This is a genomic window from Cognatilysobacter segetis (genome assembly GCF_004359965.1).
In the GTDB taxonomy this organism is placed as follows: Bacteria; Pseudomonadota; Gammaproteobacteria; order Xanthomonadales; family Xanthomonadaceae; genus Cognatilysobacter; species Cognatilysobacter segetis.
The window spans coordinates 38,676-63,359 of record NZ_SMRQ01000007.1 but is presented as its reverse complement, the minus strand read 5'-3'; the positions used below and the strand labels follow the sequence as shown (position 1 = coordinate 63,359).

Annotated in this window: 19 protein-coding genes; 6 read left to right on the top strand and 13 right to left on the bottom strand. The window is 70.7% G+C overall.

Annotated features, from left to right (window positions below; all coding sequences use genetic code 11):
* Positions 1-17: 17 nt before the first annotated feature.
* Entirely contained in the window at positions 18-1,199 is a 1,182-nt protein-coding gene (locus tag E4F61_RS02680) for an acyltransferase family protein (protein ID WP_133478082.1), read from the bottom strand.
* A gap of 153 nt (positions 1,200-1,352) precedes the next feature.
* On the opposite strand from E4F61_RS02680, the gene E4F61_RS02675 reads away from it, so the two are divergent.
* On the top strand, positions 1,353-2,240 hold the full coding sequence (locus tag E4F61_RS02675; RefSeq protein ID WP_133478080.1) for a LytTR family DNA-binding domain-containing protein: 888 nt from the start codon (positions 1,353-1,355) through the stop codon (positions 2,238-2,240).
* A 27-nt stretch (positions 2,241-2,267) separates the two neighbouring features.
* On the opposite strand, the gene E4F61_RS14600 is transcribed toward E4F61_RS02675, so the two are convergent.
* A complete protein-coding gene (locus tag E4F61_RS14600) occupies positions 2,268-2,432 on the bottom strand; it encodes a hypothetical protein (protein WP_162301375.1) in 165 nt (54 codons plus the stop codon).
* A gap of 166 nt (positions 2,433-2,598) precedes the next feature.
* Between E4F61_RS14600 and E4F61_RS02670 the strand changes: the two genes are divergently transcribed.
* Both E4F61_RS02670 and E4F61_RS02665 read left to right on the top strand, forming a co-directional pair.
* On the top strand, positions 2,599-3,114 hold the full coding sequence (locus E4F61_RS02670; protein ID WP_133478078.1) for a hypothetical protein: 516 nt from the start codon (positions 2,599-2,601) through the stop codon (positions 3,112-3,114).
* Between the two features lie 69 nt (positions 3,115-3,183).
* Positions 3,184-5,181, top strand: coding sequence for a GGDEF domain-containing protein (locus E4F61_RS02665; RefSeq protein ID WP_133478076.1), 1,998 nt, complete (start codon positions 3,184-3,186; stop codon positions 5,179-5,181).
* On the opposite strand, the gene E4F61_RS02660 is transcribed toward E4F61_RS02665, so the two are convergent.
* The 4 genes from E4F61_RS02660 to E4F61_RS02645 form a co-directional block, all read right to left on the bottom strand.
* Positions 5,182-5,976, bottom strand: a complete 795-nt coding sequence (locus tag E4F61_RS02660) for a ferredoxin--NADP reductase (protein WP_133478074.1) — start codon at positions 5,974-5,976, stop codon at positions 5,182-5,184.
* A gap of 33 nt (positions 5,977-6,009) precedes the next feature.
* Positions 6,010-7,197 carry an App1 family protein phosphatidate phosphatase gene (locus tag E4F61_RS02655; RefSeq protein ID WP_133478072.1) on the bottom strand — a complete coding sequence of 396 codons (1,188 nt, stop codon included), beginning with the start codon at positions 7,195-7,197 and terminating at the stop codon, positions 6,010-6,012.
* Between the two features lie 61 nt (positions 7,198-7,258).
* Positions 7,259-8,029: a murein L,D-transpeptidase catalytic domain family protein gene (locus E4F61_RS02650; RefSeq protein ID WP_133478070.1), complete on the bottom strand. Its 771-nt coding sequence runs from the start codon at positions 8,027-8,029 to the stop codon at positions 7,259-7,261.
* A gap of 123 nt (positions 8,030-8,152) precedes the next feature.
* A complete protein-coding gene (locus E4F61_RS02645) occupies positions 8,153-9,844 on the bottom strand; it encodes an ABC1 kinase family protein (RefSeq protein ID WP_133478068.1) in 1,692 nt (563 codons plus the stop codon).
* A 79-nt stretch (positions 9,845-9,923) separates the two neighbouring features.
* Here E4F61_RS02645 and E4F61_RS02640 point away from each other — a divergent pair, with 79 nt between their 5' ends.
* Entirely contained in the window at positions 9,924-10,475 is a 552-nt protein-coding gene (locus E4F61_RS02640) for a DUF488 domain-containing protein (protein ID WP_133478066.1), read from the top strand.
* Positions 10,476-10,485: 10 nt separating this feature from the next.
* Here E4F61_RS02640 and E4F61_RS02635 read toward each other — a convergent pair whose 3' ends face one another.
* Both E4F61_RS02635 and E4F61_RS02630 read right to left on the bottom strand, forming a co-directional pair.
* Positions 10,486-12,834, bottom strand: coding sequence for a Tex family protein (locus E4F61_RS02635; RefSeq protein ID WP_133478064.1), 2,349 nt, complete (start codon positions 12,832-12,834; stop codon positions 10,486-10,488).
* 115 nt (positions 12,835-12,949) lie between these two features.
* Positions 12,950-14,116 carry a PQQ-dependent sugar dehydrogenase gene (locus E4F61_RS02630; protein WP_133478062.1) on the bottom strand — a complete coding sequence of 389 codons (1,167 nt, stop codon included), beginning with the start codon at positions 14,114-14,116 and terminating at the stop codon, positions 12,950-12,952.
* Positions 14,117-14,296: 180 nt separating this feature from the next.
* Here E4F61_RS02630 and E4F61_RS02625 point away from each other — a divergent pair, with 180 nt between their 5' ends.
* Positions 14,297-17,596, top strand: a complete 3,300-nt coding sequence (locus tag E4F61_RS02625; RefSeq protein WP_162301374.1) for a sensor domain-containing protein — start codon at positions 14,297-14,299, stop codon at positions 17,594-17,596.
* Between the two features lie 52 nt (positions 17,597-17,648).
* The gene (locus tag E4F61_RS02620) at positions 17,649-19,205 is read left to right on the top strand and encodes a fumarate hydratase (protein WP_238382770.1); all 1,557 of its coding nucleotides are present in this window, start codon (positions 17,649-17,651) and stop codon (positions 19,203-19,205) included.
* A 51-nt stretch (positions 19,206-19,256) separates the two neighbouring features.
* On the opposite strand, the gene E4F61_RS02615 is transcribed toward E4F61_RS02620, so the two are convergent.
* From E4F61_RS02615 to E4F61_RS02595, 5 genes are all read right to left on the bottom strand, one after another.
* The gene (locus E4F61_RS02615) at positions 19,257-20,213 is read right to left on the bottom strand and encodes a patatin-like phospholipase family protein (RefSeq protein WP_133478056.1); all 957 of its coding nucleotides are present in this window, start codon (positions 20,211-20,213) and stop codon (positions 19,257-19,259) included.
* A 64-nt stretch (positions 20,214-20,277) separates the two neighbouring features.
* On the bottom strand, positions 20,278-21,597 hold the full coding sequence (locus E4F61_RS02610; RefSeq protein ID WP_162301373.1) for a mechanosensitive ion channel family protein: 1,320 nt from the start codon (positions 21,595-21,597) through the stop codon (positions 20,278-20,280).
* Positions 21,598-21,612: 15 nt separating this feature from the next.
* Positions 21,613-22,878, bottom strand: a complete 1,266-nt coding sequence (locus tag E4F61_RS02605) for a phospholipase D-like domain-containing protein (protein WP_133478052.1) — start codon at positions 22,876-22,878, stop codon at positions 21,613-21,615.
* A gap of 81 nt (positions 22,879-22,959) precedes the next feature.
* Complete coding sequence (locus E4F61_RS02600; protein ID WP_133478049.1) at positions 22,960-23,469, bottom strand: DUF456 domain-containing protein; 510 nt, start codon at positions 23,467-23,469, stop codon at positions 22,960-22,962.
* A gap of 105 nt (positions 23,470-23,574) precedes the next feature.
* Positions 23,575-24,678: a M35 family metalloendopeptidase gene (locus E4F61_RS02595; protein WP_133478047.1), complete on the bottom strand. Its 1,104-nt coding sequence runs from the start codon at positions 24,676-24,678 to the stop codon at positions 23,575-23,577.
* Between the last annotated feature and the right edge of the window lie 6 nt (positions 24,679-24,684).

The window sequence follows — 24,684 nt, the reverse complement described above, 5'->3', positions numbered from 1 at the left end:
CGCGGGCGCCGGTCGCTTCATGCGGCGACCGGCGCGACGGCCGGCCGCGGCGAGGCGTCGCGCGGCGCCCATTTCAGCCCGAACAGCGGCCGCAGCGGCGGCAGTCGGCGGATCAGCGCGAAGCCCAGCCAGCAACCGGCCACGGTGCCGGCCAGCACGGCCAGCGCCTCGAGCCCGGCGGGCAGGTGCAGCGGGATGAGCCAGTAGGCGAGCAGCACGATCAGGCTCTGGTGCAGTACGTACCACGGGTAGACGGCTTCGTTGGCCCAGCCGAGCCACGGGAAGGGGCGATCGAGCCAGGCCTTCGACCAGCCGAGCACCGCGGCGATGGCCGCCCAGACGTAGAAGCTGCGCAGCGTCCACACGATCGACTGCCAGACCGTGCCCGGATCGTCCGGCAGCGACAGCGCGAGGCCGAGGTAGGCGACGCACAGACCCGCCGCCCAGCCGAGCGCACGCCGGCGAAGCCGCGCCAGCTCGTCCCAGACCGCGACGTCGCGGGCGAGCCAGAACCCGTAGAGGAAGACGGTGAAGTAGAGCGCGTTGCGGTAGCCGTCGTGCACGAGATCGCCTGTGTCCTCGAAGCGGCCCTGCAGGGTGACCGTCTCGATCGCGATCGGAAGGGCGGGCAGCAGGAGCAGCGCCCATCCGCGCAGGCACGTCAGGCGGCGTTGCAGCCACAGGCCGCCGTTCGAGCGCAGCAGCGGAAGGGCGAGCGCCAGCACGACCGTGTACGTCCACAGGTAGGCGAGGTACCAGAGGTGGTTCCACGTGAGGCCGCTGGTGTCGCCGTCGAACGCACCCGCGGGCCAGGGGCGGAACTGGTAGTAGCGGGCGAGGAAGTCCAGGTAGCCCGGCGTCACGTAGCCCGTGCCGATGCCCTGCACGTACGGCTGCACCGGCACGATCACCAGCATCCCGAACACGAGCGGCAGCAGCAGGCGCCACGTGCGCTTGCCGAGGAACGACAGGCCGCCGCCGCGTGCCAGCAGGAAGCCGGCGGATGCCCCGGAGATCAGGAAGATCAGCGACATCCGCCAGCGGTTCACCGCCAGCATCGGGATCTGCAGCCAGTCGGTGGTGTGGGGGCTCTTGATGTGCCAGTCCCAGTCGCCGACGTACAGCATTCCCCAGTGGTAGAGGATGAGCAGCGCGAAGGCGAGGGCGCGCAGGGCGTCGATGTCGTGGCGTCGGGTCATGCCGGAGGTCCGGAGTGGCGGTGAGCCAGCCTGCGTCGCGGTCGTCCGCGGCAAGCCGTCGGATGTGACCGCCCGGGGCGTCCCGGGGACGAGCGGTGGACCCGCGGGACGGGCGCGTCGGCCCGCTGCGGCGCGCCGGGTGACAATGCGCGGATGAACGAGGCCACCCGACCCGCCGCGTCCGACTGGACGCGCTTCCAGCCCTGGCGACCGTGGATCGAATACGGCTTCTGGATCGGGCTGTTCCTCGTCAATGCGGTGGCCAACAGCATCACCGTCAACATGGACGTGCGCCGGGTGCACCTCGCGATCGAGCCGTGGCAGCCGGCCGTGTGGGAGATCAGCAGCAACCTCGTCAGCCTGTTGCTGGTCCCGCTGGTGGTGGCCTTCACCCGGGCCCGCCCGATCCAGTTCGACGGCTGGAAGCGGCGGCTGGGCGAATACGCCTTGGTCAGCGTGGTCTGGTCCGCGCTGCACGTCGCCGGCATGGTCGCCCTGCGCGAGGCCGCCTACGCCGCCGTGGGCGGCGATTACGACTTCGGCAACTGGCTCGTGCAGGGCGCCTACGAGTACCTCAAGGACGTGCGCGGCTTCGCCTCGACCGTGCTCACCATCGAGGCCTACCGCCTGTTCCTGCGCCGCCTGCAGGGCGAGGCCAGCCTCCTCGCGCCGCCCGACGATGCGCCGGCGAACGACTCGACGGCCCGCCCGGAGCGCTTCCTGGTACGCAAGCTCGGCAAGGAATTCCTCGTGCCGGCGGCCGACATCGAGTGGCTGCAGGCGGCCGGCAACTACGTCAACCTGCATGTGCGGGGCCGCGACTACCCGCTGCGCTGCACGATGGCGCAGATCGAGGAGAAGCTGGACCCGACGCGGTTCCGGCGCGTGCACCGCAGCTGGATGGTCAACCTCGACCGCATCGACCGCATCGAACCGATCGACTCGGGCGACGCACGCATCGTCATGGACGATGGCACGACCGTGCCGTGCAGCCGCCGCTACCGGGCGGCGCTGCGCGGCGAAGCGGCGGCCGCGGCCTGAGCCACGGCGCCGGGGACTGGCCGTCGGTCAATGATGGCGTTCGGCGGGCTTTCGCTTGCCGGTGGCAGGGCGGGGTGCATGCTGCGGCTCGGGGTGCCGCTGCCGCTCCGGATCGGCCTGCTTCATGGCCTTGCGCCCGGCCTCGTAGTTCCGTTTCTGCTCGAGCTCGTCGTGACTGTAGGGCTTGTTCATGCGCCTGGCCTCCGTGGCCGCGTCATCGGGACCGGACGGCGACCCTAGCGCCGCGCAGGTTAACCGCGCGAGGTGGCCGCAGCCCCCGCGGCGAGCGGCACGGCGTCCGCTGCGGCTCTGTTTCGGCGTAAGAGCTGCGGCTCTGTTTCGGCGTAAGACGAGGGCCATGAGCAGAAGGCGCCTTCCGCGGATCGTCCTCGCCAGCTTCGTGGTGGCGTTCGCTTCCGCGCGCCTGCTGGTGCTGCTGATCATGCAGAGGGCGATCCCCGACCTTTACCTGCATCTCGGCGGCACCCACGTCCACCACCTGAACTACGGGATCTTCCTGCTCTCGTTCGTGGGCGCCGTGCTGCTGTTCGCGCCCCCCGTCGCGGGGCGCCGGCTCGACCTGCTGGCCGCGCTCTACGGCGTGGGCCTGGCGCTGACGTTCGACGAGTTCGGCATGTGGCTGCATCTGGGCGGAAGCTACTGGCAGCGTGCGAGCTTCGACGCCATCACCGTCGTGGGCGCGTTGCTCGCACTCGCGGCGTTCGCGCCGCCGATCCATACCTGGCATCGGCGGCGGGCGTTCTGGGCGGTGATCATCGTGGCGGTGGTGGCCCTGTTCTTCTGGCAGCTTTCGATGACGCTCGCGCGCGTCGAACCCGAACTGCAGCGTATGGAGGTACGCGGCCCGCACTAGCGCGGGCGACCGCAAGGTTGGCGGCGCCACCGCGCTCAAGCCGGGCGTTTCCGGGCCGATAGCCGTTCCATGAAAGCGTCCGCGCTCGTCCTTCTGCTGGTCATGCCCGCCGTCGCCATTGCCGGCGAACGCGTCGACGACGTGCTGCGCGACCAGCGCCAGCACGGATTCCGTTCGGCCGCGGAAGCGATCGAGCGACTCGAGGCCGCCAGCGACCGCCCGGGCAGCTCGGCGCCGCTCGCCCAACGCGAGCGCTACCACGTCGCGATCGCCACGCTCGCCGTCAGCTCGCGCCAACCGGGGATGGTGGCGGCGGCGAGCCGCGCGCTCGCGGAGCTGGACGCCATGGCGCGCGCCGAACGCTGCCGGCCGTGCGCGATCGACGCCACGCTGCTGCGTGCGCAGGACGCGCTGACCCGGCGCGATCCCGACGAGGCCGAGCGCCTGCTGCGCGATGTCGAGGCCGCGCTGCCCGCATCGTCGGCGGACGTCGCGCAGACGTTCCGTTACGCCCAGGCGCGGCTGTACAACATCCGCGGCAACTTCGCCGCCGGCATCGCCGAAGCGCTGGCCTCGTCCGACCTCGCCGAGAAGGCCGGCGACGAGGCCGGCCGGCTGCGCGCGCAGGCCCTGCTGGTCGCGATGACCACCAGCCTGTCGGACTACGGCCGCGCCGAAACCATCGCGCGACGTGCCTACGCGGACGCGCGCCGCATCGGTTTCACCTACGCGATGGCGTCGCTGCGCCTCAACGAGGCCAACGCGCTCGGACGCGCAGGCAAGAGCGCGCTGCAGGCGGCCGCGCTCGACGAGGCGCTCCGCTTGTCGCGCGGCCAGCGCGGCATGGAGGAGTTCGAGGCGGTCAGCCTGTCGAACCTCGCCGACCACTGGCTCATGGAGCACGACTACGCCCGCGCGCTCGACTACGCACAGCAGGCCGAACGACTCGCCGCCGCCAGCGGCGACAGCCGCAGCCGCTCGTATGCGCTGACCAACGCGGGCGTGGCCACGGCGCACCTCGGCGACGTCGAGGGCGGGCTGCGAATGGTGCGGGAGGCGGTGGACATCGCCGAGCACCTGCACGCGGGCGGCGACGTGATCGGCATGACCGGCGAACTGGTCGGCATCTACAAGCTCGCCGGGCGCTACCGCGAGGCGCTGGAGGCGCTGGAGACGGTGGCCAGCCTGCAGCAGGAGCTGACCCGGCAGGAGCGCGACAAGACGCTCGTGGAGATGCAGGAGCGCTACGACGCGCAGGCGCGCCAGCGCGCGATCGACCGGCTCGCGGCGGCCAACCGCATCAAGCAGGCCGAGCTGTCGGCGCGCACGTGGCAGCAACGCCTGTGGGCCGCGCTCGCGGTGATGCTGGCACTCGCGGTGGTGCCGCTGGTGCGGTGGATGAAGCGCGTGCGCACCGACAACCGCAGGCTGTCGGACGACGTCGCGGTGCTGTCGGAGCAATCGATGGTCGATCCGCTGACCGGCGCGGCGAACCGGCGCTGGTGCGAGGCCGCGATGGCGCGCCACCGCGGCGCGCCGGTGGGGCTGATGCTGCTCGACATCGACTTCTTCAAGCGCGTCAACGACACCTGGGGCCATGCAGCGGGCGACCGCGTGCTGGTCGAGGTGGCCACCCGCCTGCGCGCGCTGCTGCGCCAGCACGACTCGGTGGTGCGCTGGGGCGGCGAGGAATTCGCGCTGATCCTGCCCGACGTGGGCGCCGATGCGCTGTCCGCACTCGCGGACCGCGTGATGCAGTGCATTGCCGGGCGTCCCATCGACATCGGCGGGCAGGCGGTCGGCATATCGGTGTCGATCGGCGCGGTGATGTCGCCGCTGCGCCCGGGCGTCGAATGGCAGCACGCGATGCACGTGGCCGACCTCGCGCTGTACATGTCCAAGGGCGGCGGTCGCAACTGCGCCACCTGCGTGCTCGAGGTGGCACCCGACACCGACGTCGCCGGGCTCGTGCACGATCTCGCCTCGGCCAGCGCGCGCGGCGAGGTGCGGCTGGAGATGGTCGACGGGCCGACGCCGGCACGCATGCCGGCGACGACGCCGGCCTGATCACTTCTCGACGAACGCGCGCTCGAAGACGTACTGACCGGCGGTGCCGATGCGCGGCGCGGCGGTGAAGCCGCGCGAATCCAGCAGCGCGCGGAAATCGGCGAGCATCTGCGGGCTGCCGCAGATCATCGCGCGGTCATGTTCGGCGTCGAGCGGCTCGATGCCGAGCTGCTCCATCATCGCGCCGCTCGCCATCAGGTCGGTGAGGCGGCCGCGGTGGTCGTGGCCGCCGAAGTCGAAGGGCTCGCGCGACACCGCCGGGTAATACAGCAGCTTCTGCGCGATCTGCTCACCGAGGAACTCGTGGCGCGGCAGCTCGTTGACGATGTAGTCCCGATAGGCGAGGTCGGCCGCCGAGCGCACGCCGTGGCACAGGATCACGCGTTCGAAACGCTCGTAGGTTTCCGGATCCTTGATGATCGACAGCCACGGCGCGAAACCCGTGCCGGTGCCCAGCAGGTAGAGATTGCGGCCGGGGTGCAGATCGCTGATCAGCAGGGTGCCGGTCGGCTTCCGGCCGATCAGCACGGTGTCGCCCGGCCTGATGTGCTGCAGGCGCGAGGTCAGCGGGCCGTTCTGCACCTTGATGCTGAAGAACTCGAGCTGCTCTTCCCAGTTGGCGCTCGCGATCGAATACGCGCGCATCAACGGACGGCCATCGACCTCCAGTCCGATCATCACGAACTGCCCGTTGTCGAAACGGAAGCCGTCGTCGCGGGTGGTGGTGAAGCTGAAGTAGGCGTCCGTCCAGTGGCGGACGTCGAGCACGGTCTCGGTGCCGAAAGGCGAGGACATCGGCAGGCAATGCAGCGAAGGGAGCCGGCGATTTTAGCCGACCGGCGCGTCCGGGCCGCGTTCGCCCGCCACGGCCGCCTCGGTGGCGGCCTCGGCCAGGGTCGGCCGGCCCGCGTCGCGCATCACCTCGCGCTCGATCGGGCCGAGCCAGTCCGGGCGGATCAGGCCGATGGACGCGGCGTGGTCGGCGATCGCCCGGCTGTCGCGCGTGCGCAACATCGGCACGCGGGTGCCGGCGACGCGCGCGATCTGCGCATCGACGGCGGTATCGAGCGGGGAGTCGCGGTCGGGGTCGACGTCGCGGATGTAGATCGCGGCGATGCGCTCGCCGAATTCGTGCGCGGCCTCGGCATAGAGTTCGGCATCCGCCTGCCCGGAATCGCCCAGCAGCACCCAGCGCAGCCGCGGGAAGCGCGCGATCAGCTGGCGCGCGCGTTCGAGCTTGTGCCCGTGGCCGGGCGACTTGATGAACATCCCCGCGTCCAGGCCTAGGTCGCGCAGGCACATCGGCCCGGGTGGCAGGCCGTTGAGCGCCATGAACTCCTCGAGCAGGTCGTACAGGTTCCAGGGCGAGCTCGACACGTAGAACACCGGCACGCGCCCGCGGCCGTCCATGCCCTGTTGCAGCGCCTGGTAGAGCAGGGCGGCGCCCACCAGCGGTTTGCGAGTGCGGGCGTTGTGCAGGAAGGTGAGCTGGGCGGCCGTCTTCCAGTCGGTGATCGAACTGTCGAGCACCGTGTCGTCGATGTCCGAAATGACGCCGACGCCCGCGTCCGCATGCACGTACAGCACCGGCTGCGGCGTCTCCAGGCGGCCGTCGTCGAGCGACACCGTCGCCGCGCCCCACAGCCCGTCCGGCGCACGCATGCCGGGCAGCGTGGCGGCGTAGTAGCCCTCGCCGTCAGTGACCGCCAAGGCGTCGTGGGCGTCCAGTCGCAGCCGCAGTGCCTGCCGTCGCACCTCGTCGGTGGTGAATCGCTGGACCGAATGGCGCAGGTTGCGCCAGCGCGAGTCGTTCTCGCCCGGGCCGCCCTGCGGCGCGTCGGCCAGCACCCGGCCGATCAGGTCCACGCGTGCGTCGTCGCCCCAGCCGCGGTAGGCCGCGATGTGGCCGGGACGGCGCGGCAGCAGGCGATCGCGGACGGCGTCGATGCCGTCCTCCAGGCGCGACAGCGCGGCGAGCAACGGGCGACGGGGCGGTGGGGCAGGCGCGTTCGTCATGCGCCAACGATAACGGCCGGGCGTGAGCGCCCGGCCGTCGCTGTGTCGCCGTTGTACCGCCTCAGCGGCTGGCGACGATCGTGCGGTCGTGCCGCGACGCGCAGGCGAGGATGCGCGACTCGTGCAGCCACTTGTTGTCCGGATAGTACGAGAACACGAACTGGCCGCCCTTCAGCGTGTCGATGATCTCGTGCGCGATGTCGGCGCGCACCGCCGGGCAGCCGTGCGAGCGGCCGATGCGCCCCATCTTGCGGGCCATCGAGGCGTCCACGTACCAGGCGCCGTGCATGACGATCGCACGCGAGCGGGCGTTGTCGTTGAAGCCCTTGTCGAGCCCGTCCATGCGCAGCGAATAGCCGTTGTTGCCGACGTAGGTCTCGGCGGTGCGGAACAGGCCGAGGCTGGTCTGGTGGCTGCCGTCGTTGTTCGAGAAGGCGCGCGCGTAGTTCTCGCCGCTGCCCTGGCCGTGAGCCACGTACTCGTTGTAGATCACGCGCGGGCTCTTCAGGTCGAAGATCCACAGGCGCTTCTGCGTCGAGGGCATCGAGTAGTCGATCACGGCGAGCTTCTCGCCCTGGCCGGTGGCATCGCCGTTGTCGATCGCGCACTCGCGCGCCTTCAGCGCCAGGTCGATGACCTTAGGGTCGGCACCGGGCGCGAGCGCGGCCAGCTGCGACGCCAGCGACAACGCCGGCGCCTGCTGCAGCGACTTCGGCGCGGCGGGCACCGGCGACAGCACGGCGGGCGTGCGAATGGTGACGTTCGGTTCGGCCGGCGAAAGGGCGGGCAGGAAGCAGGCGATGGCCGAAGCCAGGGCGACGGAAAGACGCATGGGCACGGAACCCCGGTAGCGGGCGCTTCAGGGACGTGCAGTCCCGGTGAAGCTTCCCGCACAGGTTAGCCCGGTGAAATCCGCGTGCAAGCGGCCGGTGTTCAGGCCATTCAGGCTGAACCGTCAGTGGAGGCCGCGTTCCTCTTTCGGACGGGCCTTGTGATCGGTCAGCAGCACGCTGCCGACGACGAACAGCCCCAGCAGCGCCGCGATGATGAACATGACGATGGCGACGGCCGGATAGCCGAACAGGCGGGTGCCCGTGTCGACCCGCATCATCAGCGCCGAAGCCACGAGCAGGGCGGCGATGATCAGGCCGACCGTGATCCGGTTGGCGATCTTCTGCATGTTCTCCATGAGCTTGGAGTCGTCGAGCCCGTCCAGCCGCACCTGGAGGCGGTTCTCCGACAGCAGCGTCAGCAGGTTGCTGATCTTGCGCGGCGCCTCGCGCACGAGGCCCTCCACCTCGATCAGCTCGCCGGCGAGGCCGGCCGGCGAGAGCGACTTGCGCAGCCGCTGCCGCATCACGTTCTCGAGGTGGTCGCGGACGATGTCCTTCGCGTCCATGTCCGGATCGAGTGCGTCGCAGATCGACTCGAGGTTCAGCAGCGTCTTGCCGAGCAGGCTGAGTTCGGGCGGCGTACGCAGGCCGCAGGCGGTGGCGATGCGCGTGAGGTCGAGCACCAGCCGGCCCTCGGACACCGTGCGGCCGCCGGAACGCGCCGCGTACTGCGAGACGAGCTGCCCGACCTCGCGCTGGTAGCGCTCCTCGTCGAAGTCCTCCAGCCGCGTCGAGATGGAAACGCCTTCGTTGGCGACGTCCTCGCCACGGCCGTCGACGGCCGCGAACAGCAGTTTCAGAAGCCGGTCGCGGCGCTTGGGCGGCACGTGGGCGATCATCCCGAGATCGAAGATCGCGAGCCGGCCGTCGTCGGTCAGCAGCAGGTTACCGGGATGCGGATCGGCGTGGATCTCGCCGTTGACGAAGGCCTGGTCGAGGTAGCCCTTGAGCAATGCGCCGGCGAGATCGGCGAGATGCAGCTCCGTGCGCTGCAAGCCCGTGATGTCGGTGACCTTGCGGCCGCGGACGAGGTCCATCGTCAGCACGCGCTTGCCGCACAGGCTCCAGACCGGGCGCGGCACCACCAGCTGCGGATAGGCCTCCAGTCGCTCGCCGAAGCGCTGCAGGTTCTCGGCTTCCAGGCGGTAGTCGAGCTCGGCCAGCAGCGTGCGACCGAATTCGTTGACCCAGTCGCCGAACTTCAGCCGGCGGCCCATGTCGGTGCCGCGGTCGATCTTGCTGGCGATCGAGCGGAGCGCGTCGAGGTCGGTGCGGACGCTCGCCAGGGCGTCGGGCCGCTGCACCTTCACCGCGACCTCGCGGCCGTCGCGCAGCACGGCGCGGTGCACCTGGCCCAGCGATGCGCTGCCCAGCGGCTCGGCGTCGAATTCGGTGAACACCTTGCCGACGCCGACGCCGAGTTCCTCCTCGATCACCTGGCGCACGGTCTCCACGTCCAGCGGCTGTACGCGGTCCTGCATGCGCTCGAGCGCCGCCATGTACTCGCCCGGCACCATGTCCGGGCGCGTCGACAGCGCCTGGCCGAGCTTGATGAACGTGGGGCCGAGCGCCTCGAGATCGTCGACGAATTCCTCCGGCCGGCCGTGCGGCGCTTCCTGCCGGTCGGCCTCGGCCTCGACGTCCTGCAGCATCGCGTCCTGGTCCAGCCCGCTGAAGATGCCCGCGCTCCGGTACTTGAGCATGAACTTCAGGATCTGGGCGGTGCGCGCGAAGCCGGTGGTCTGCTCGGACATGAAAAGTCTCCCTGGGACGGCGCAGCCTAGGCGCAGTGCCGTCAACGCCGCTTCATCGCGGGCCGTGCAGCCTGTCGCGATGGAACACGCGGGCACGCTGTGGACGGTCGGCCATTCGACGCATCCGTGGGACGCGTTCGTCGCGATCCTGCACGCGGGCGGGATCGAGGCGATCGCGGACGTGCGGCTGCTGGCCGGCTCGCGTCGGCACCCCCAGTTCAACAGCGACGCGATGGCCGTCGATCTGCCGAAGGCGGGCATCGAGTACGTGCCGATGCGCGAGCTGGGCGGCCGCCGGCGCCCGCGCAGGGACTCGCACAACACCGCGTGGCGCAACGAGGCCTTCCGGGGCTATGCCGACTACATGGAGACGCAGCCCTACCGGCACGCGCGCGAGCGTCTCGCGTCGCTGGCGACGACGAAGCGCACGGCGGTGATGTGCGCGGAGGCCGTGTGGTGGCGGTGCCACCGCTCGCTGATCTCGGACGACTTCAAGTCGCGCGGCTGGACGGTGCTGCACCTGCAGTCCGGCGGGGGCGTGCAGGCGCATCCGTACACGGGCGCGGCGCGCATCGTAGACGGGCGGCTCGATTACTCGTCGCCGCCCGAGACGCAGCCCGGCCTGTTCTGACGCGCCGCGTTCAGGGTGCCTTCTTCGCCTTCGCGAACGCGTCCGCCAGCGCACTGTTGCCGAACGCCGGCTGCGGCTTCGCCTGCGGCGGCGCGCGACCGCGATCGTTGGGCGCGCCCGGTGGCGTGGCGGGCGGCCGCGCACCGTCGCGATCGCTGCGCGGCGCGCGCGGCGCGGTGTCGTCGAGCCGGCAGGTCAGGCCGATGCGCTTGCGCGGCACGTCCACCTCCTGCACGCGCACCTTCACGATGTCGCCGACCTTCACCACGTCGCGCGGATCTTTCACGTACGTGCTCGACAGCGCGGAGATGTGCACGAGGCCGTCCTGGTGCACGCCGATGTCGACGAACGCGCCGAACGCGGCGACGTTGGTCACCACGCCCTCCAGCACCATGCCGGGCTTGAGGTCCTTGATGTCCTCGACGCCGTCGGCGAAGCGCGCGGCCTTGAACTCGGGGCGCGGGTCGCGGCCGGGCTTCTCGAGCTCCTTGAGGATGTCGCGCACCGTCGGCACGCCGAAACGGTCGTCGGCGAACTGCTCGGGTTTCAGGCCGCGCACCGACGGCGCATCGCCGAGCAGCGCACGGATCGGCTTGCCCGTGGCCGCGACGATGCGTTCGACGACGGGATACGCCTCGGGGTGCACGGAGCTCGCATCCAGCGGCTCGTCGCCGTCGGCGATGCGCAGGAAGCCCGCGCACTGCTCAAACGTCTTGTCGCCGAGGCGCGGCACCTTCAGCAGCTCCTTGCGAGACCGGAATGGGCCGTTGGCGTCGCGATGGCGGACGACGTTCTCGGCGACGGTGGCGCTGAGCCCGGACACGCGGGCGAGCAGCGCGGCCGACGCGGTGTTGACGTGCACGCCGACCGCGTTCACGCAGTCCTCGACCTTCGCGTCGAGCGCGCGCGCCAGGCGGTACTGGTCGACGTCGTGCTGGTACTGGCCCACGCCGATCGCCTTGGGCTCGATCTTGACCAGCTCGGCGAGCGGATCCTGCAGGCGTCGCGCGATCGACACCGCGCCACGCAGCGACACGTCCACGTCCGGGAACTCGCGCGATGCGATTTCGGAGGCCGAATACACCGACGCGCCGGCCTCGCTGACCACGATCTTGGTGAGCTTGAGCTCCGGCGCGAGCTTGATGAGGTCGCCCGCGAGCTTGTCGGTCTCGCGCGACGCCGTGCCGTTGCCGATCGCGATCAGCTCGACGCGGTGCTTCGTGCACAACGCCCGCAAGGTGTGCAGCGATTGGTCCCACTGGCGTCGCGGCTCGTGCGGATAGATGGTGTCGGTGGCAACGAGCTTGCCGGTGGCGTCGACGACCGCGACCTTCACGCCGGTGCGCAGGCCCGGATCGAGGCCCAGCACGGCACGCGGGCCGGCAGGCGCCGACAGCAGCAGGTCCTTGAGGTTGTCGCCGAACACGTCGATCGCTTCGGCCTCGGCCTTCTCGCGCGCCTGCGCGATCAGGTCGAGCATCAGGTGCAGGTGCAGCTTCGCCTTCCACGTCAGGCGCGCGCAGTCCATCAGCCACTGATCGGCGGGGCGGCCCTCGTTGCGGATGCCCGCGTGCTTCGCGACGCGACCCGTCGCGAGCAGGTGCCCCGCGTCCGCGTCCTTGCCGGGGTCGAGATCGAGCTGCAGGAATTCCTCGCGACGCCCGCGCAGCAACGCGAGCATGCGGTGCGACGGGATCTTGGCCAGCGGCTCGGCATGGTCGAAGTAGTCGCGGTACTTCGCGCCATCGTTCTCCTTGCCTTCGATCACCTTGGAGCGGATGACGCCGTTCTGCGTCAGCCACTCGCGCAGCTCGCCGACCAGCGACGCGTCCTCGCCCCAGCGCTCCATGAGGATCGCGCGTGCGCCGTCGAGCGCGGCCTTCGAATCGGCGACGCCCTTGTCCGCACCGACATATGCGGCGGCCACCGCCTCGGGCGATCGGGAGGGATCGGCCAGCAGCGTGTCGGCGAGCGGCTCCAGGCCGGCCTCGCGGGCGATCTGCGCACGCGTGCGGCGCTTGGGCTTGTACGGCAGGTAGAGGTCTTCCAGCCGCGCCTTGCTGTCGGCGGCGAGCAGGTCGGCCCGCAGCTCGTCGGTGAGCTTGCCCTGTTCCTCGATGCTGGCGATCACCTGCGCGCGGCGGTCCTCCAGTTCGCGCAGGTAGGCCAGTCGCGACTCGAGCTCGCGCAGCTGGATGTCGTCGAGCCCGCCGGTGACTTCCTTGCGATAGCGCGCGATGAAGGGAACGGTCGCGCCTTCGTCGAGCAGCGCGACGGCCGCTTCGACCTGTCGCGCCTGCGCGCCGATCTCCTCGGCGATGCGGCGGGCGATGTGCTGCGCGGTGCTGCGGTCCTGCATGGGCGTTCGGCGTCGTGCGGATTACGGGCCGGCGATTGTGGACGCCGCCCGGAACCGCGTCGACGTTGACACCCCGGCGCCGCTGTGGGCGGCGGGCGGCGTCACGCCTCCGACGTCAGGCCGGCGGATCCAGGCGCAGCAGCTCGCCGTTCTCGTCGTCGGTCAGTACGTAGACGGCACCGTCGGGCCCCACGCGCACGTCGCGGATGCGCGCCTTGCGGTCCTCGAGCAGGCGTTCCTCCGACACGATGCGGTCGCCGTCGAGCTTGAGGCGGATCAGGCAGCGGTCGGCGAGGGCGCCGAGGAACAGGCTGTCGTTCCATTTCGACCGCGGGTGCCCGGTGTAGAACGCCATGCCCGACAGGCCCGGCGATTTCATCCACACGTGGTACGGCGATTCCATGCCGGGCACGTCGGTGCCCTTGGTCTCCGGGTACGGGAACGGCGTCGAGTAGTCCTTGCCGTGGCTCGCGATCGGCCAGCCGTAGTTCTTTCCCGGCTGCGGCAGGTTGATCTCGTCGCCGCCGCGCGGGCCGTGCTCGGCTTCCCACAGACGCCCGGTGCGCGGATCGGTCGCGAGCGACTGCACGTTGCGATGCCCGTAGCTCCAGATTTCCGGGCGTGCGTCCTTGCGGCCCACGAACGGATTGTCGGCCGGCACGCTGCCGTCGAGGTTCAGCCGCACGAGCTTGCCCTGCAGCTTCGTCAGGTCCTGCGCCAGCATCCGCTGGAAGCGCTCGCCCTGGCTGATGAAGACGTGGCCGTCGCGATCGAAGGCGATGCGCGAGCCGAAGTGGTTCGGCCCCTCGAGCTTCGGTTGCTGGCGGTAGATGACGCGGAAATCGCTGAGCCGTTCGCCGTCGAGACGACCGTAGCCCGCCGCCGTGCCGGCGGTACCGTCGGGACCGGCCTCGGCATAGGTCAGGTAGATGCGGTGGCTGGTCGCGAAGTCGGGCGCCAGTGCGACGTCGAGCAGGCCGCCCTGGCCCTCCGCCCACACCTTCGGCGTGCCGGCCACCGGTGCGGAGATGCGCCCGTCGCGGCCGACGTAGCGGAGCCGGCCGGGCCGCTCGGTGACCAGGAAGCGCCCGTCCGGCAGTACCGCGACGCTCCAGGGATGCTCGAGGCCGGCGGCGATGCGGGTTACGCGCAGGGCCGTCGACGCGTGCGCCGACGCCGGCGGCGGTTTCGTGGCGCCTGCGGCCGACGTGGCGTCACCGGGATGGCAGCCGGCGAGCAACAGGCCCAGCGCGGCGGAGGCGAGGAGGGGGCGTCGTTTCATCCGGGCAGTTCAAATCCGGCGGGGTTCCGGCGATGTGAACAGGGCCCCATCCCGGCACATCCGTGCCACCTCCGGTCGGGGAGCTGCCACGCCCTGCACAGTTTCTTCCACCGGTACGTTCACAGAATGCGGTCAGCGCCACGCGAGTGACGCTTTTCGTCGTGTCCGGTCACGGGGTGCATGGGCAAGCTTTCTCCGCAACGCGATCTTCCTGGCGCCCCATCCGAGGCGCTGCGCCGTTCGGTCGCAGCCGGGCGCCTGCTGCGTGCGCCCATTGCATTCGCCGCCGCGGCCGGCATCGCCGTCGCCATCGCGGTGCGGTGGTTGCCGGGCGTCCTCGCGCCCGGCGTGCTCGGCCTCGTGCTGGGCGGCTGGGTGGGCGCGTGGCTCGCGCGACCGTTGCCCGGCCGCGCGGACCTGCGCTGGCTGATGCCCGCACTCGGCATCGCCGCGGGACTGGCCGCGGCGCGCATCGCCCCGATGCCCGGCGTCGCGCTCGCCGCCGCGCTGGCGGCGTCCGCGTTCGGCACGCGGATGCTGGTCTCGCACCTGCAGCCGCAGCACGAATGGGATGAGCCCGCGGCGTCGGCGGCGGCACTCGTCGCGCTGGTCGCCGGAAGCTTCGGCGTGGCCTGGCTCGCATCGCAGGCGGGCTGGACCGCCGTGGACGCGTGGTCGACCGCCGCCATCGCGACCGTGCTCGGCGCCGTGGCCGCGTATGCGGCGGCGCTGACGCTGGCCGCGCTCGATCCGCCCGATCCGTTCGCCGCCGACCCGCGGCGACGGATGCTGATGCTGGCGCTCGCGCTCGTCGCGGGCGCAGCGGTGCTGGCGTATCTATCGCCGCGGCTGGTGCCGTTGCTCGCACTTGCGCTCGTCGGCGTGGCCGCCGCGGGCCGGCCGCGAACGCTCGGCGCGCTGGCGCTGGTCGTGGCGCTCGCGACGCTCGCGATCGCGGTGCGCGCGCCGCGCGCGTTGTCGGCGATGGCGGGCGGATGGCCGCCCGCCGCGGCCCTCGCGCTCGCCGCGGCGATGCTCGCGCTGGGCCTGCTGGGCAGCCTGCTCGCCCACCAGCGCGACCGCGTGCGTGCGCGCCTGCGGGCCGCGACCGGCCACCTGCTCACGCTCGCCGAGAAGAGCCCCGGGCTCGTCGCCACGTTCGACCGCGACCTGCGCCATCGCCACGCCAACGAGGCCTACCTGCGCTGGGCGGGCCTGCCGCGCGACCGCGTCGAAGGCGCGCTGCTGGGCGACGTGCTCGGCGCGGATTTCGCGGCACGCATCGCCACCAGCGCAGCACGCGCGATGGCGGGCGCGTCGCAGCGGCTGGAGGCCGAGCGCGGCGACCGCCTGCTGGACCTGCGGCTCGAACCGTATTTCGGACTCGACGGCGCGATCGCCGGGCTGCACCTGCTCGCGGACGACGTGACCTGGAAGCGTCAGGGCGAACGCGACCTGCGCGCGATGGTCGATGCCTCGCCCGAACCGACCATGGTGCTGGACGCGGACAGTCGCATCCGGCTGCACAACGCCGCCGCGGAGGCGATGCTGGGCGCCACGTCCGCCGACCTCGTGGGCACGCCGCTGGCCGAGTGGCTCGGCGAGCAGTCCGGCCCGGCGAAGGACGGCACTTCGCAACTGCGCGGCCGGCGCCGCGACGGTTCCGACTTCCCCGTCGAACTGCGTCTGGGTTCTATGCCCGGCGAGCACGGCGGCCGCGCCGTCGTGACGCTGCGCGACCTCAGCCGCGATCGCGCGCTCGAAGCCGCCGCGCGCGCCGCGCGCGAACAGGCGCAGGCGACGCTGGATTCGATCAGCGACGCGCTCGTCGTGGTCGATCCCGCCGGCGACGTGACCGCCTTCAATCCCGCGGCGACGGTGCTGACCGGCTGGCCTCGCGAGGACGCGCTCGGACGCGCGCTCGACGACGTCGTCCGGCTGGTCGAGCCCGGCGCCGACGCGACGCGCCCCTCGGTGCTGCACGACGCGCTGCGGCAGGGCCGGCCCGCGAGGCTCGACGGCGAACGCGAGCTGCTGCGGGCGGACGGCGCGCGCCGTGCGGTCGAGGAATCGGCGTCGCCGTTGCGAGACGCGGAAGGCCGCGCGATCGGCGGCGTGCTGCTGCTGCGCGACGTGAGCGAGGCGCGCGAGCAGGCGCAGGCGCTCACGCACGCCGCGCAGCACGATGCGCTCACGGGCCTGCCCAACCGCGTGCTGTTCCACGACCGCCTGACGCAGGCGCTGGCGCAGGTCGCGCGCGGCAACCGCGGCGCGGTGCTCTACATCGACCTCGACAAGTTCAAGCCCATCAACGACACGCTCGGCCACCCGGTGGGCGACAAGGTGCTGCAGGAAGTCGCCCGCCGCCTGCGCGAATGCGTGCGCGAGGACGACACCGTCAGCCGGCAGGGCGGCGACGAGTTCGTGCTGCTGCTGCAGCGCCTGGCGGACCCGCGCGACGCCGCGCGCGTGGCCGAGAAGCTGATCCGTTCGGTGCAGGATCCGATCGTGCACGACGGCCACGAGCTGCGCGTCGGCGCGAGCGTCGGCATCTCGCTGTTCCCGCAGGACGCGCGCGACACCCGCACGCTCATGAAGCAGGCGGACACCGCCCTCTACCACGTCAAGGAAACGGGCCGCGGCCGCTACAGCTACTTCACCGACCTGATGGGCGAGCGCGCCGAAGCGCGCATGCGCACCGAGAACGACCTGCGGCTCGCGCTGGCGGCGGACGACTTCGTCATCGACTACCAGCCCGTCGTCGACGCGCGCAGCGGCGCGTTCACGTCGGTGGAGGCGCTGCTGCGCTGGCGTCGCATGGATGGCACGGTGCTGCTGCCGGAAATGGTCCTCACGGTCGCCGAGGAGACCGGCCTGATCATCCAGATGGACGAATGGGTGCTGGGCAAGGCCTGTCGGCAGAACGCGGCCTGGCAGCAGGCCGGGCTGGCGCCGCTACCGGTTTCCGTGAACGTCTCGCTGGCGCGCTTCGACCCCGCGCGGCTGCTCGCGCAGGTCGATGCCGCGCTCACGGCGGCGACGCTGGAGCCGCGCTGGCTCGAGATCGAATTCCGCGGCGAGCAACTGTTCGCCGTGGGCGAGCCGGCGCGCGGCCTCGTCGCAGACCTGCGCGCCATGGGGGTGAAGGTCGCCGTGGACGACGTCGCCAGCAGCCAGGCCAGCATGGCGCAGCTGATCGACTTCGGCTTCGATGCGCTGAAGCTCGATCTCGCGGTCGTCGAGGCATTGCCCGAGAACGAGCGCGCGCGGCGCATCGCCGAAGCTGTCTGCCGCACCGGCGCGGCCCTGGGCTGCGAGGTGATCGCCAAGGGCGTCGAGACGGACGCACACCGCGAACTGCTCGCCCGCTGGGGCTGCAGTGGCCTGCAGGGCACGCTGTTCAGCGCGCCGGTGGGTTCGACCGCCGCGACCGCGCTGCTGCGGGGCGGCGATCCGGCCAGCGTGGCGCGCCGCGCCTAGCGCGGGCGGGCAGGGCGGTAAAATGGCGGACTTTCCGCCACCTGCGACCGCCGTGTCCCACTCCGCTTCCTACGCGCCGTCCGCGCCCGTCGCCATCCGCCAGGACGACCTGATCCAGTCCGTCGCCGACGCGCTGCAGTACATCAGCTACTACCACCCGGTCGACTACATCAAGGCGCTGACCGCGGCGTACGAGCGCGAGCAGTCGCCGGCCGCTCGCGATGCGATGGCGCAGATCCTCATCAACTCGCGCATGTGCGCCGAGGGCCGCCGTCCGATCTGCCAGGACACGGGCATCGTCACCGTCTTCCTCGACGTCGGCATGGACGTGCGCTGGGACGGCGCGACGATGTCGGTCGAGGACATGGTCAACGAGGGCGTGCGTCGCGCCTATCTGAATCCCGACAACGTGCTGCGCGCGTCGGTGCTTGCCGATCCCGCGGGCAAGCGCGCGAACACGCGCGACAACACGCCAGCCGTGATCCACACCAAGCTCGTGCCGGGCAACACGGTGCATGTCACCGTCGCGGCGAAGGGCGGCGGCTCGGAGGCGAAGTCGAAGTTCGCCATGCTCAATCCGTCCGATTCCATTGTCGACTGGGTGCTCAAGACCGTGCCGACGATGGGCGCCGGCTGGTGCCCGCCGGGCATGCTCGGCATCGGCATCGGCGGCACCGCCGAAAAGGCGATGCAGCTCGCGAAGGAAGTGCTGATGGAGCCGGTCGACATCCAGGACCTCATCGCGCGCGGCCCGCGCAACCGCATCGAGGAGCTTCGCCTCGAGCTCTACGACAAGGTCAATGCGCTCGGCATCGGCGCGCAGGGCCTCGGCGGGCTGACCACCGTGCTCGACGTCAAGATCAAGGATTACCCGACGCACGCCGCGAACCTGCCGGTCGCGATCATTCCGAACTGCGCCGCGACGCGCCATGCGCACTTCACGCTCGACGGGTCCGGCCCGGCGCATCTCGAGCCGCCGTCGCTGGAGGACTGGCCGCAGCTTACGTACGACGCAAGCGCAGGCCGCCGCGTCAACCTCGACACGATCACGCGCGAGGACGTCGCGAGCTGGAAACCCGGCGAGGTGCTGCTGCTCAATGGGAAGCTGCTGACCGGTCGCGACGCGGCGCACAAGCGCATGGTCGACATGCTCAACCGCGGCGAGACGATGCCCGTCAATCTCGCGGGCCGTTTCATCTATTACGTCGGCCCGGTCGATCCGGTGCGCGACGAAGTCGTCGGCCCCGCCGGCCCGACCACCGCCACGCGCATGGACAAGTTCACGGAGCAGGTGCTCAGCGAAACCGGCCTGCTCGGCATGGTCGGCAAGGCCGAGCGCGGCCCGGTCGCGATCGAGGCGATCCGCAAGCACAAGTCGGCCTACCTGATGGCGGTGGGTGGCGCGGCATATCTCGTGTCGAAGGCGATCAAGGCCTCGCGCGTGGTCGCGTTCGAGGACCTGGGCATGGAAGCGATCTACGAGTTCACCGTGCAGGACATGCCGGTGACGGTTGCGGTCGATTCGAACGGTACGTCGGTGCACGCCACCGGCCCGCGCGAATGGCAGGCACGCATCGGCAAGATCCCGGTCGTGGTCGAGCCGGCCTGACGATCCCGACGATGCCCGGTATGCCGGGCATCGTCGTTTTCGGCCGCCGCGTCAGAGCCGGCGCGCAAGCTCGGCCAGCAGAGCCTGCGTCGCCGGCTGCGCCAGGTGGCCGCCAGCCAGCGACTCCAGCGCCGCGATGTTGGTGTCGCTCACGTCGTCGAGGTCGTCGAGCCCGATCGTCAGCGGCGCCTGCAACCGGAAGTACGCGTCGCCCACGACGTACTGCGCGATGTAGTCCACCGATTCGGCATTGCCGTCGAACAGCACGTCGATGATCGGGAGGGCCCATTCCAGCGCGCCCCACTCGCGTGCCGCGCGCACGTCGATCGGCCGCGTGCGTTCGCCGCTTCCCACCGATGCGACCACGAGGTCGCGCGTGCAGTCGACGTTGTCGTCGCGCCGCAGCGCTTCGGCGATGGCGCAGGCGGTCGGGTTGTTCGCGACCACGCCGCCGTCGATCAGCGCGCAGTCGTGGCCTTCCACGCGCAGCGGATGCGCGGGGAAGTAGGCGGGGGCGGCCGCGGTGGCGCGGCAGACGTCGCGCACGCGCAGGTCGGCGTGCTCGGGCTTGAAGCTCTTGAAGATCACCGGTTTGCGGCTGACCGTATCGTAGCTCGGCACGAGCGTGGGTACGCGGCAGTCGCCGAGCCGTGCGTCGCCGAATACGTCGGCCAGCACCGCCTCGAGGCCGCGGCCGTCGTAGCGCGGCGCGGACGGGCCGTCGACGAAGAAGCGCGTCGTCCGTGACCACAAACGCCGCGCCATGCCGGGGAAGATGTCGTGCCGCCGCGCGCGGTACAGCTCGGCCAGTTCCTCGGGCGGATGCCCGAGCGCGAGGCCGCAGGCGATCAACCCGCCGATCGAGCTGCCCGCCAGCAGATCGAAGCTCTGCGGGATCGTCGGCTTTCCGGCGGACGCCAGCGCGCGGTCGACGCCGGTGAGCCAGCGGCAGGTGACCAGGCCGCGGATGCCGCCGCCGTCGAGTGAAAGGATTCGTCGCAGTCGCATGGCCGTCCTCCTTGATGGCGATCGTGCGGGCGGGGCGTCGCAACGGCTGCGAGCGGGCGCGTCGCTAGATCAGGTTCTCGTCGTCGTGCGCCGCGCGCTGGGCGTCGACCTGCGCGTCGATGTCGCGGTTGACCGAGGTGTCGCCGCAGCCCTCCGGCTCGGACGGTTCCGGCGCGGCGATCTCCATGCCGATCCGATGCGCCACCGCCGGGGGCAGTGGCGAGGTGAACATGTAGCGCACCGGGCGAGGGCCGTCGATCTCCGCCTTCTCGAACGCCGCCTTCACCGCGCGGAGCGACTCGCTGCGCACCTTGCCGAGGTCGCTCTCGCGCTGGTTCACCCAGCCGTAGAACTTGAGCTGGATGCCGCCGGCGAGGTAGCCGTCGACGGCCGATGCCGTGGCCGGGTCGTCGATCACGCCGTCGACGTCCCGCATGGCGGCCAGCGCGACGTCCTGCGCTTCGCGGACCGATTCGTTGGTGTCGATGACCATCGTGAACTCGAAGCGCCGCTTGGGGTTCTGGGTGAAGTTGCTCACCACCGACTTGAACACCAGCGCGTTCGGGACGGCGACGTGCACGCCGTCGAAGGTCATGAGCAGCGTCGAGCGCGAGGTCAGTGCCACCACCTTGCCCTCGTACCGGTCGACGAGGATGTGGTCGCCGGGCGCGAAACCGCGACGAAGGCTCAGCAGGATGCCCGCCACGTAGTTCTCGGCGATGTCGCGGAAGGCGAAGCCGATCGCGATGCCCGCGACGCCGGCCGAGCCGAGTACCGCGCCGACCACGGCGGTCGCCTCCAGCAGGTCGAGCGCGATGAGCAGCCCGATCAGCAGCACGAGCCAGTTCACCAGCCGTGCGACGAGCGAGTCGATGTACGGGTTCTTGGCGCTGAAGCGCGACAGATGGATACGCCGGCTGATCGCGCGGCCGATCCATCCGGCGACCAGCACGATGAGCGCCGCGACCAGCAGGAGGGGCAGGCGCGCGACCAGCCCGATCAGCTTGCCGTAGACCTGCGAAAGCGAGAGCTGCAAACGCGTGAGAACGCCGCCGGCGATCTGCAGGCGGTTGTCGACCGAGGCGACGCCCGGTTGCTGCGCGGCGATCTGCTCGGCATGCGCGCGGTCGGTGGGATCGCCGACGGACCCTTCGAGCCGCACCACGCCGCCGGACGAGGTGACCGTGACGGAATTGAAGCCGGGCACCGCGTGCACGCGCGCCGCCACGGCGCGCGCGAGCTGCGTATCGCTGCGCGTCGGTGTCGCGGCTGCCTTGACGCCGGCGGCCTGCGCGATCCACGCGCCATCCTTCGCCGCGGCGAGGGCAGGGAGCCACGACAGGGCGCAGGCCAGCAGCAGGGCCGCGAGACGGCGGATCGGCACGTGTCGCAACCCCGGTTACAGCTGGGACTTGATCGGCATGATGAAGCGCTCGGAGAGCTTCTCCTTCAACGGGCGCTTGCGCCACATCTCGAACGTGTACGGCTTGGTCTTGAGGAGGTCGCGTTCGAACACCTGGGTCATCGCCTCGGCGAATGCCGGGTCGTAGACGTTGAGGCTGGCCTCGTCGTTCAGCTGGAAGCTGCGCTGGTCGAGGTTGGTCGAGCCCAGCGACACCATGTAGCGGTCGATGATCATCAGCTTCACGTGGAGCATCGTGGGCTGGTACAGGTGGATTTCCGCGCCGCCGGCGAGCAGCGGGCCCCACTCTTTCTTGGTCGCGATGCGGACGGTTTCCGAATCGATGTAGGGGCCGGGCAGCAGCAGGCGGACGTGCACACCACGCTTGAGCGCGGCCATCAGCGCGTCGCGCAGCAGCGGGTCGGGGATGAAGTACGCCGCCTCGACGTCGATGCTCCGGGTCGCGGAGGCGATCGCCATCAGGAACATGAGGTGCATGCTTTCGCTGCCGCCGGCCGGCGAGGCGATGAACATGTGCGCGCGCATGTCCCCGGCGGGCGCGACTTCCGGGAAATACGTCGGCCCGTTGAGCACGCGACCGGTCGTCTTGATCCAGTTGTCGTTGAACGCCGCCTGGACCTGCGAGACCACGGGCCCCTCGATCCGGAAGTGCAGGTCGTGCCAATGGTCCGGATCCTGCGCATGGCCGAGCCACGGGTCGCCGATGCCGACGCCGCCGGTGAAGCCCACGCGCCCGTCCACAACCAGCAGCTTGCGGTGGGTGCGGTTGTTCAGGCGCCCGAGGTTGTACCAGTGCAGCGGGCGGTAGCGCTCGATGCGCACGCCGCACTCCTGCATGTGTTCCAGCATCGCGCTGTCCATCTTGATGCTGCCGGCCCAGTCGACGGTGACGTTGACCTCGACACCGGCCTGCGCGCGCTCGCACAGCGCGGCGCTGAACTGCTTCGCGATCTCGCCGGACCACCAGATGTACGTCTCGAACGTCACCGTCTGCTTCGCGCCGCGGATCGCGTCGAGCATCGCGGGGAAGATCTGGTCGCCGTCCTCCAGCACCGTCACCTTGTTGCCCGGCACGATCGAGGGGCCGAGCATCACGCCCATCTCGCGCAGGAACTGCGGATCGGTGCTGGGATACTTGTGGATGACGCGGCTCTCGAGCTTCTTCTCGGGCGTCGCGAAGTTCATCGCGATGACGACCACGACAAGCGTGGTCAGCGCCGTCAGGGCGATAGTCCAGATCATCCGGCGGCGGCTCCAGTTCGGTCGGAATTTCATAGCAAGCGACTGTGGGCGGCGGCCGCGCAAGCGGGCGTGAAGCCGCGGTCAGGCCTGCGCGAGCCAGACCACCGCGAACAGTCCGACCATCGCGAACGCGAGCACCAGCTTGAGCACCGTGCCGAGCAGCAGTCCCGTCCACGTACCGACGCCGACCCGCGCGGCATGGCCCATGTCGGCCGCCGCGAGCCGCCGGCGATTGGCGAGTTCGCCCAGCACCGCGCCCACGAACGGCCCGATGAAGATGCCGATGAAGCCGAAGAACACACCGGCGATCGCGCCGATCGTGGCGCCCAGCAATGCCAGCCGGCTCGCGCCGACGCGCTTTGCGCCCATCGCGGTGGCGAGGAGGTCGATCGCGAACGACGCCAGCGTCAGCAGCGCCAGAACGCCTAGCGTCCAGCCGCCGACGTGGCGGAAGCCGTCGGCCCAGGCCGCGAGGAGCAGGCCGCCGAACACGAGCGGAATACCCGGAAGCGCCGGGAGGATCGTGCCGGCGATGCCGACGATGACGAGGAGGACGGCGAGGATGGACCAGACGGCGCTGAGGTCGGACACGGGTGGCTCCCGATGGGGTCGCCGCGATTCTGCCCGAGCGGCCGTCACGGTCGCCGAAACGACGAAGCCCGGCCGGAGCCGGGCTTCGCGACGCCTCCCTGCAGATCAGTTCTGCGACGGCGTGTTCTCGGCGAAGTACTCGTGGTTGTCGGCGTTGTCGAGCGCCTGGTCGGGGTTCGACGCCGCGAGGTTCTTCGCACCGGTCTGCCCATAGACGTGGTCGTCGGTGCCCGCGGTCACGTTGAAGTGGCTCATCTCGTGGATCAGCGTGCCGCCCTTGGAATCCGTGCCGGTCAGCGGCGCCGACCAGAACGCCTTGCACACGAAGATCTCGTACGGCCGGGTCGGATAGACGTAGGCGTAGTAGCTCTGGTTGCAACCGCAGTTGATCGTGACCTGGCCGGCGTTCTGGTCCATGGCCGAATCGATGTTCACGAAGTGCTGGCGAGCGGTCGAATACCGCGACGAGGTGTACGAGCCGAACCACGTCGTGTAACGCGCGCCGACCGTGCCGCCGTTGAGGTAGCCCTTCGCATTCTCCGAATATGTGCGCGCCGCGTTGACCGCGCTGCCGGCGGTGTTGATCTGCGTCGTGGAGCAGCTCTTGTACGACACGCCGTTGACGACGGTCGCGCCCGTGCTGGGCTTGCTGCGCGCGGCTAGGGTGCGGCTGCCGCCGAGCTGGTCGATGCCGTCCACCCACAGCTTCAGCGCCGCGCTCTGCGCCAGCATCGGCAGGCCGTTGGCCGCCATGAGCATCTCGCCGCCCGACAGCGAGGCGTGCTGCAGCGGCGCCTTGAAGGTCACCGTGTACTCACCGGTGCTGCCGAGGTCGTAAAACGCGGACAGGTCGACGCGGGTGCGGTACGTCTGGCCCGGGCGCAGGATCACGAAGTCGGCCGCCTGCGGCAGGCCGCGCTTGATCATCGGGCCCTCGTAGGCGACTTCGCGGCCGTCGCGGGTCACCGAGAACAGGTCCGACTGCAGGTACTGCGCCGGCAGTTCCCAGGCCGGCACGCGCACGTTGCGGCTGCTCGTGTTGGTGATCTCGACATCCACCGCCCCGAGGAACGACGACTGGTTCGACGACGCCACCAGCGCCACGCGTAGGGGATTGAAGCGGGCGGACTGGACCGACGCATCGGCGGCGTTCAGCGCGACACCGCCCAGCAGGACGCTGGCGGCGGCGAGGAGGGACAGGCGGTTCATGCGGCA

What these genes read in the sequence shown, in the direction of transcription:
- E4F61_RS02680 (WP_133478082.1), bottom strand. Translation starts at nt 1,199, where the DNA reads ATGACCCGACGCCACGACATCGACGCCCTGCGCGCCCTCGCCTTCGCG.
- E4F61_RS02675 (WP_133478080.1), top strand. Translation starts at nt 1,353, where the DNA reads ATGAACGAGGCCACCCGACCCGCCGCGTCCGACTGGACGCGCTTCCAG.
- E4F61_RS14600 (WP_162301375.1), bottom strand. Translation starts at nt 2,432, where the DNA reads ATGAACAAGCCCTACAGTCACGACGAGCTCGAGCAGAAACGGAACTAC.
- E4F61_RS02670 (WP_133478078.1), top strand. Translation starts at nt 2,599, where the DNA reads ATGAGCAGAAGGCGCCTTCCGCGGATCGTCCTCGCCAGCTTCGTGGTG.
- E4F61_RS02665 (WP_133478076.1), top strand. Translation starts at nt 3,184, where the DNA reads ATGAAAGCGTCCGCGCTCGTCCTTCTGCTGGTCATGCCCGCCGTCGCC.
- E4F61_RS02660 (WP_133478074.1), bottom strand. Translation starts at nt 5,976, where the DNA reads ATGTCCTCGCCTTTCGGCACCGAGACCGTGCTCGACGTCCGCCACTGG.
- E4F61_RS02655 (WP_133478072.1), bottom strand. Translation starts at nt 7,197, where the DNA reads ATGACGAACGCGCCTGCCCCACCGCCCCGTCGCCCGTTGCTCGCCGCG.
- E4F61_RS02650 (WP_133478070.1), bottom strand. Translation starts at nt 8,029, where the DNA reads ATGCGTCTTTCCGTCGCCCTGGCTTCGGCCATCGCCTGCTTCCTGCCC.
- E4F61_RS02645 (WP_133478068.1), bottom strand. Translation starts at nt 9,844, where the DNA reads ATGTCCGAGCAGACCACCGGCTTCGCGCGCACCGCCCAGATCCTGAAG.
- E4F61_RS02640 (WP_133478066.1), top strand. Translation starts at nt 9,924, where the DNA reads ATGGAACACGCGGGCACGCTGTGGACGGTCGGCCATTCGACGCATCCG.
- E4F61_RS02635 (WP_133478064.1), bottom strand. Translation starts at nt 12,834, where the DNA reads ATGCAGGACCGCAGCACCGCGCAGCACATCGCCCGCCGCATCGCCGAG.
- E4F61_RS02630 (WP_133478062.1), bottom strand. Translation starts at nt 14,116, where the DNA reads ATGAAACGACGCCCCCTCCTCGCCTCCGCCGCGCTGGGCCTGTTGCTC.
- E4F61_RS02625 (WP_162301374.1), top strand. Translation starts at nt 14,297, where the DNA reads ATGGGCAAGCTTTCTCCGCAACGCGATCTTCCTGGCGCCCCATCCGAG.
- E4F61_RS02615 (WP_133478056.1), bottom strand. Translation starts at nt 20,213, where the DNA reads ATGCGACTGCGACGAATCCTTTCACTCGACGGCGGCGGCATCCGCGGC.
- E4F61_RS02605 (WP_133478052.1), bottom strand. Translation starts at nt 22,878, where the DNA reads ATGATCTGGACTATCGCCCTGACGGCGCTGACCACGCTTGTCGTGGTC.
- E4F61_RS02595 (WP_133478047.1), bottom strand. Translation starts at nt 24,678, where the DNA reads ATGAACCGCCTGTCCCTCCTCGCCGCCGCCAGCGTCCTGCTGGGCGGT.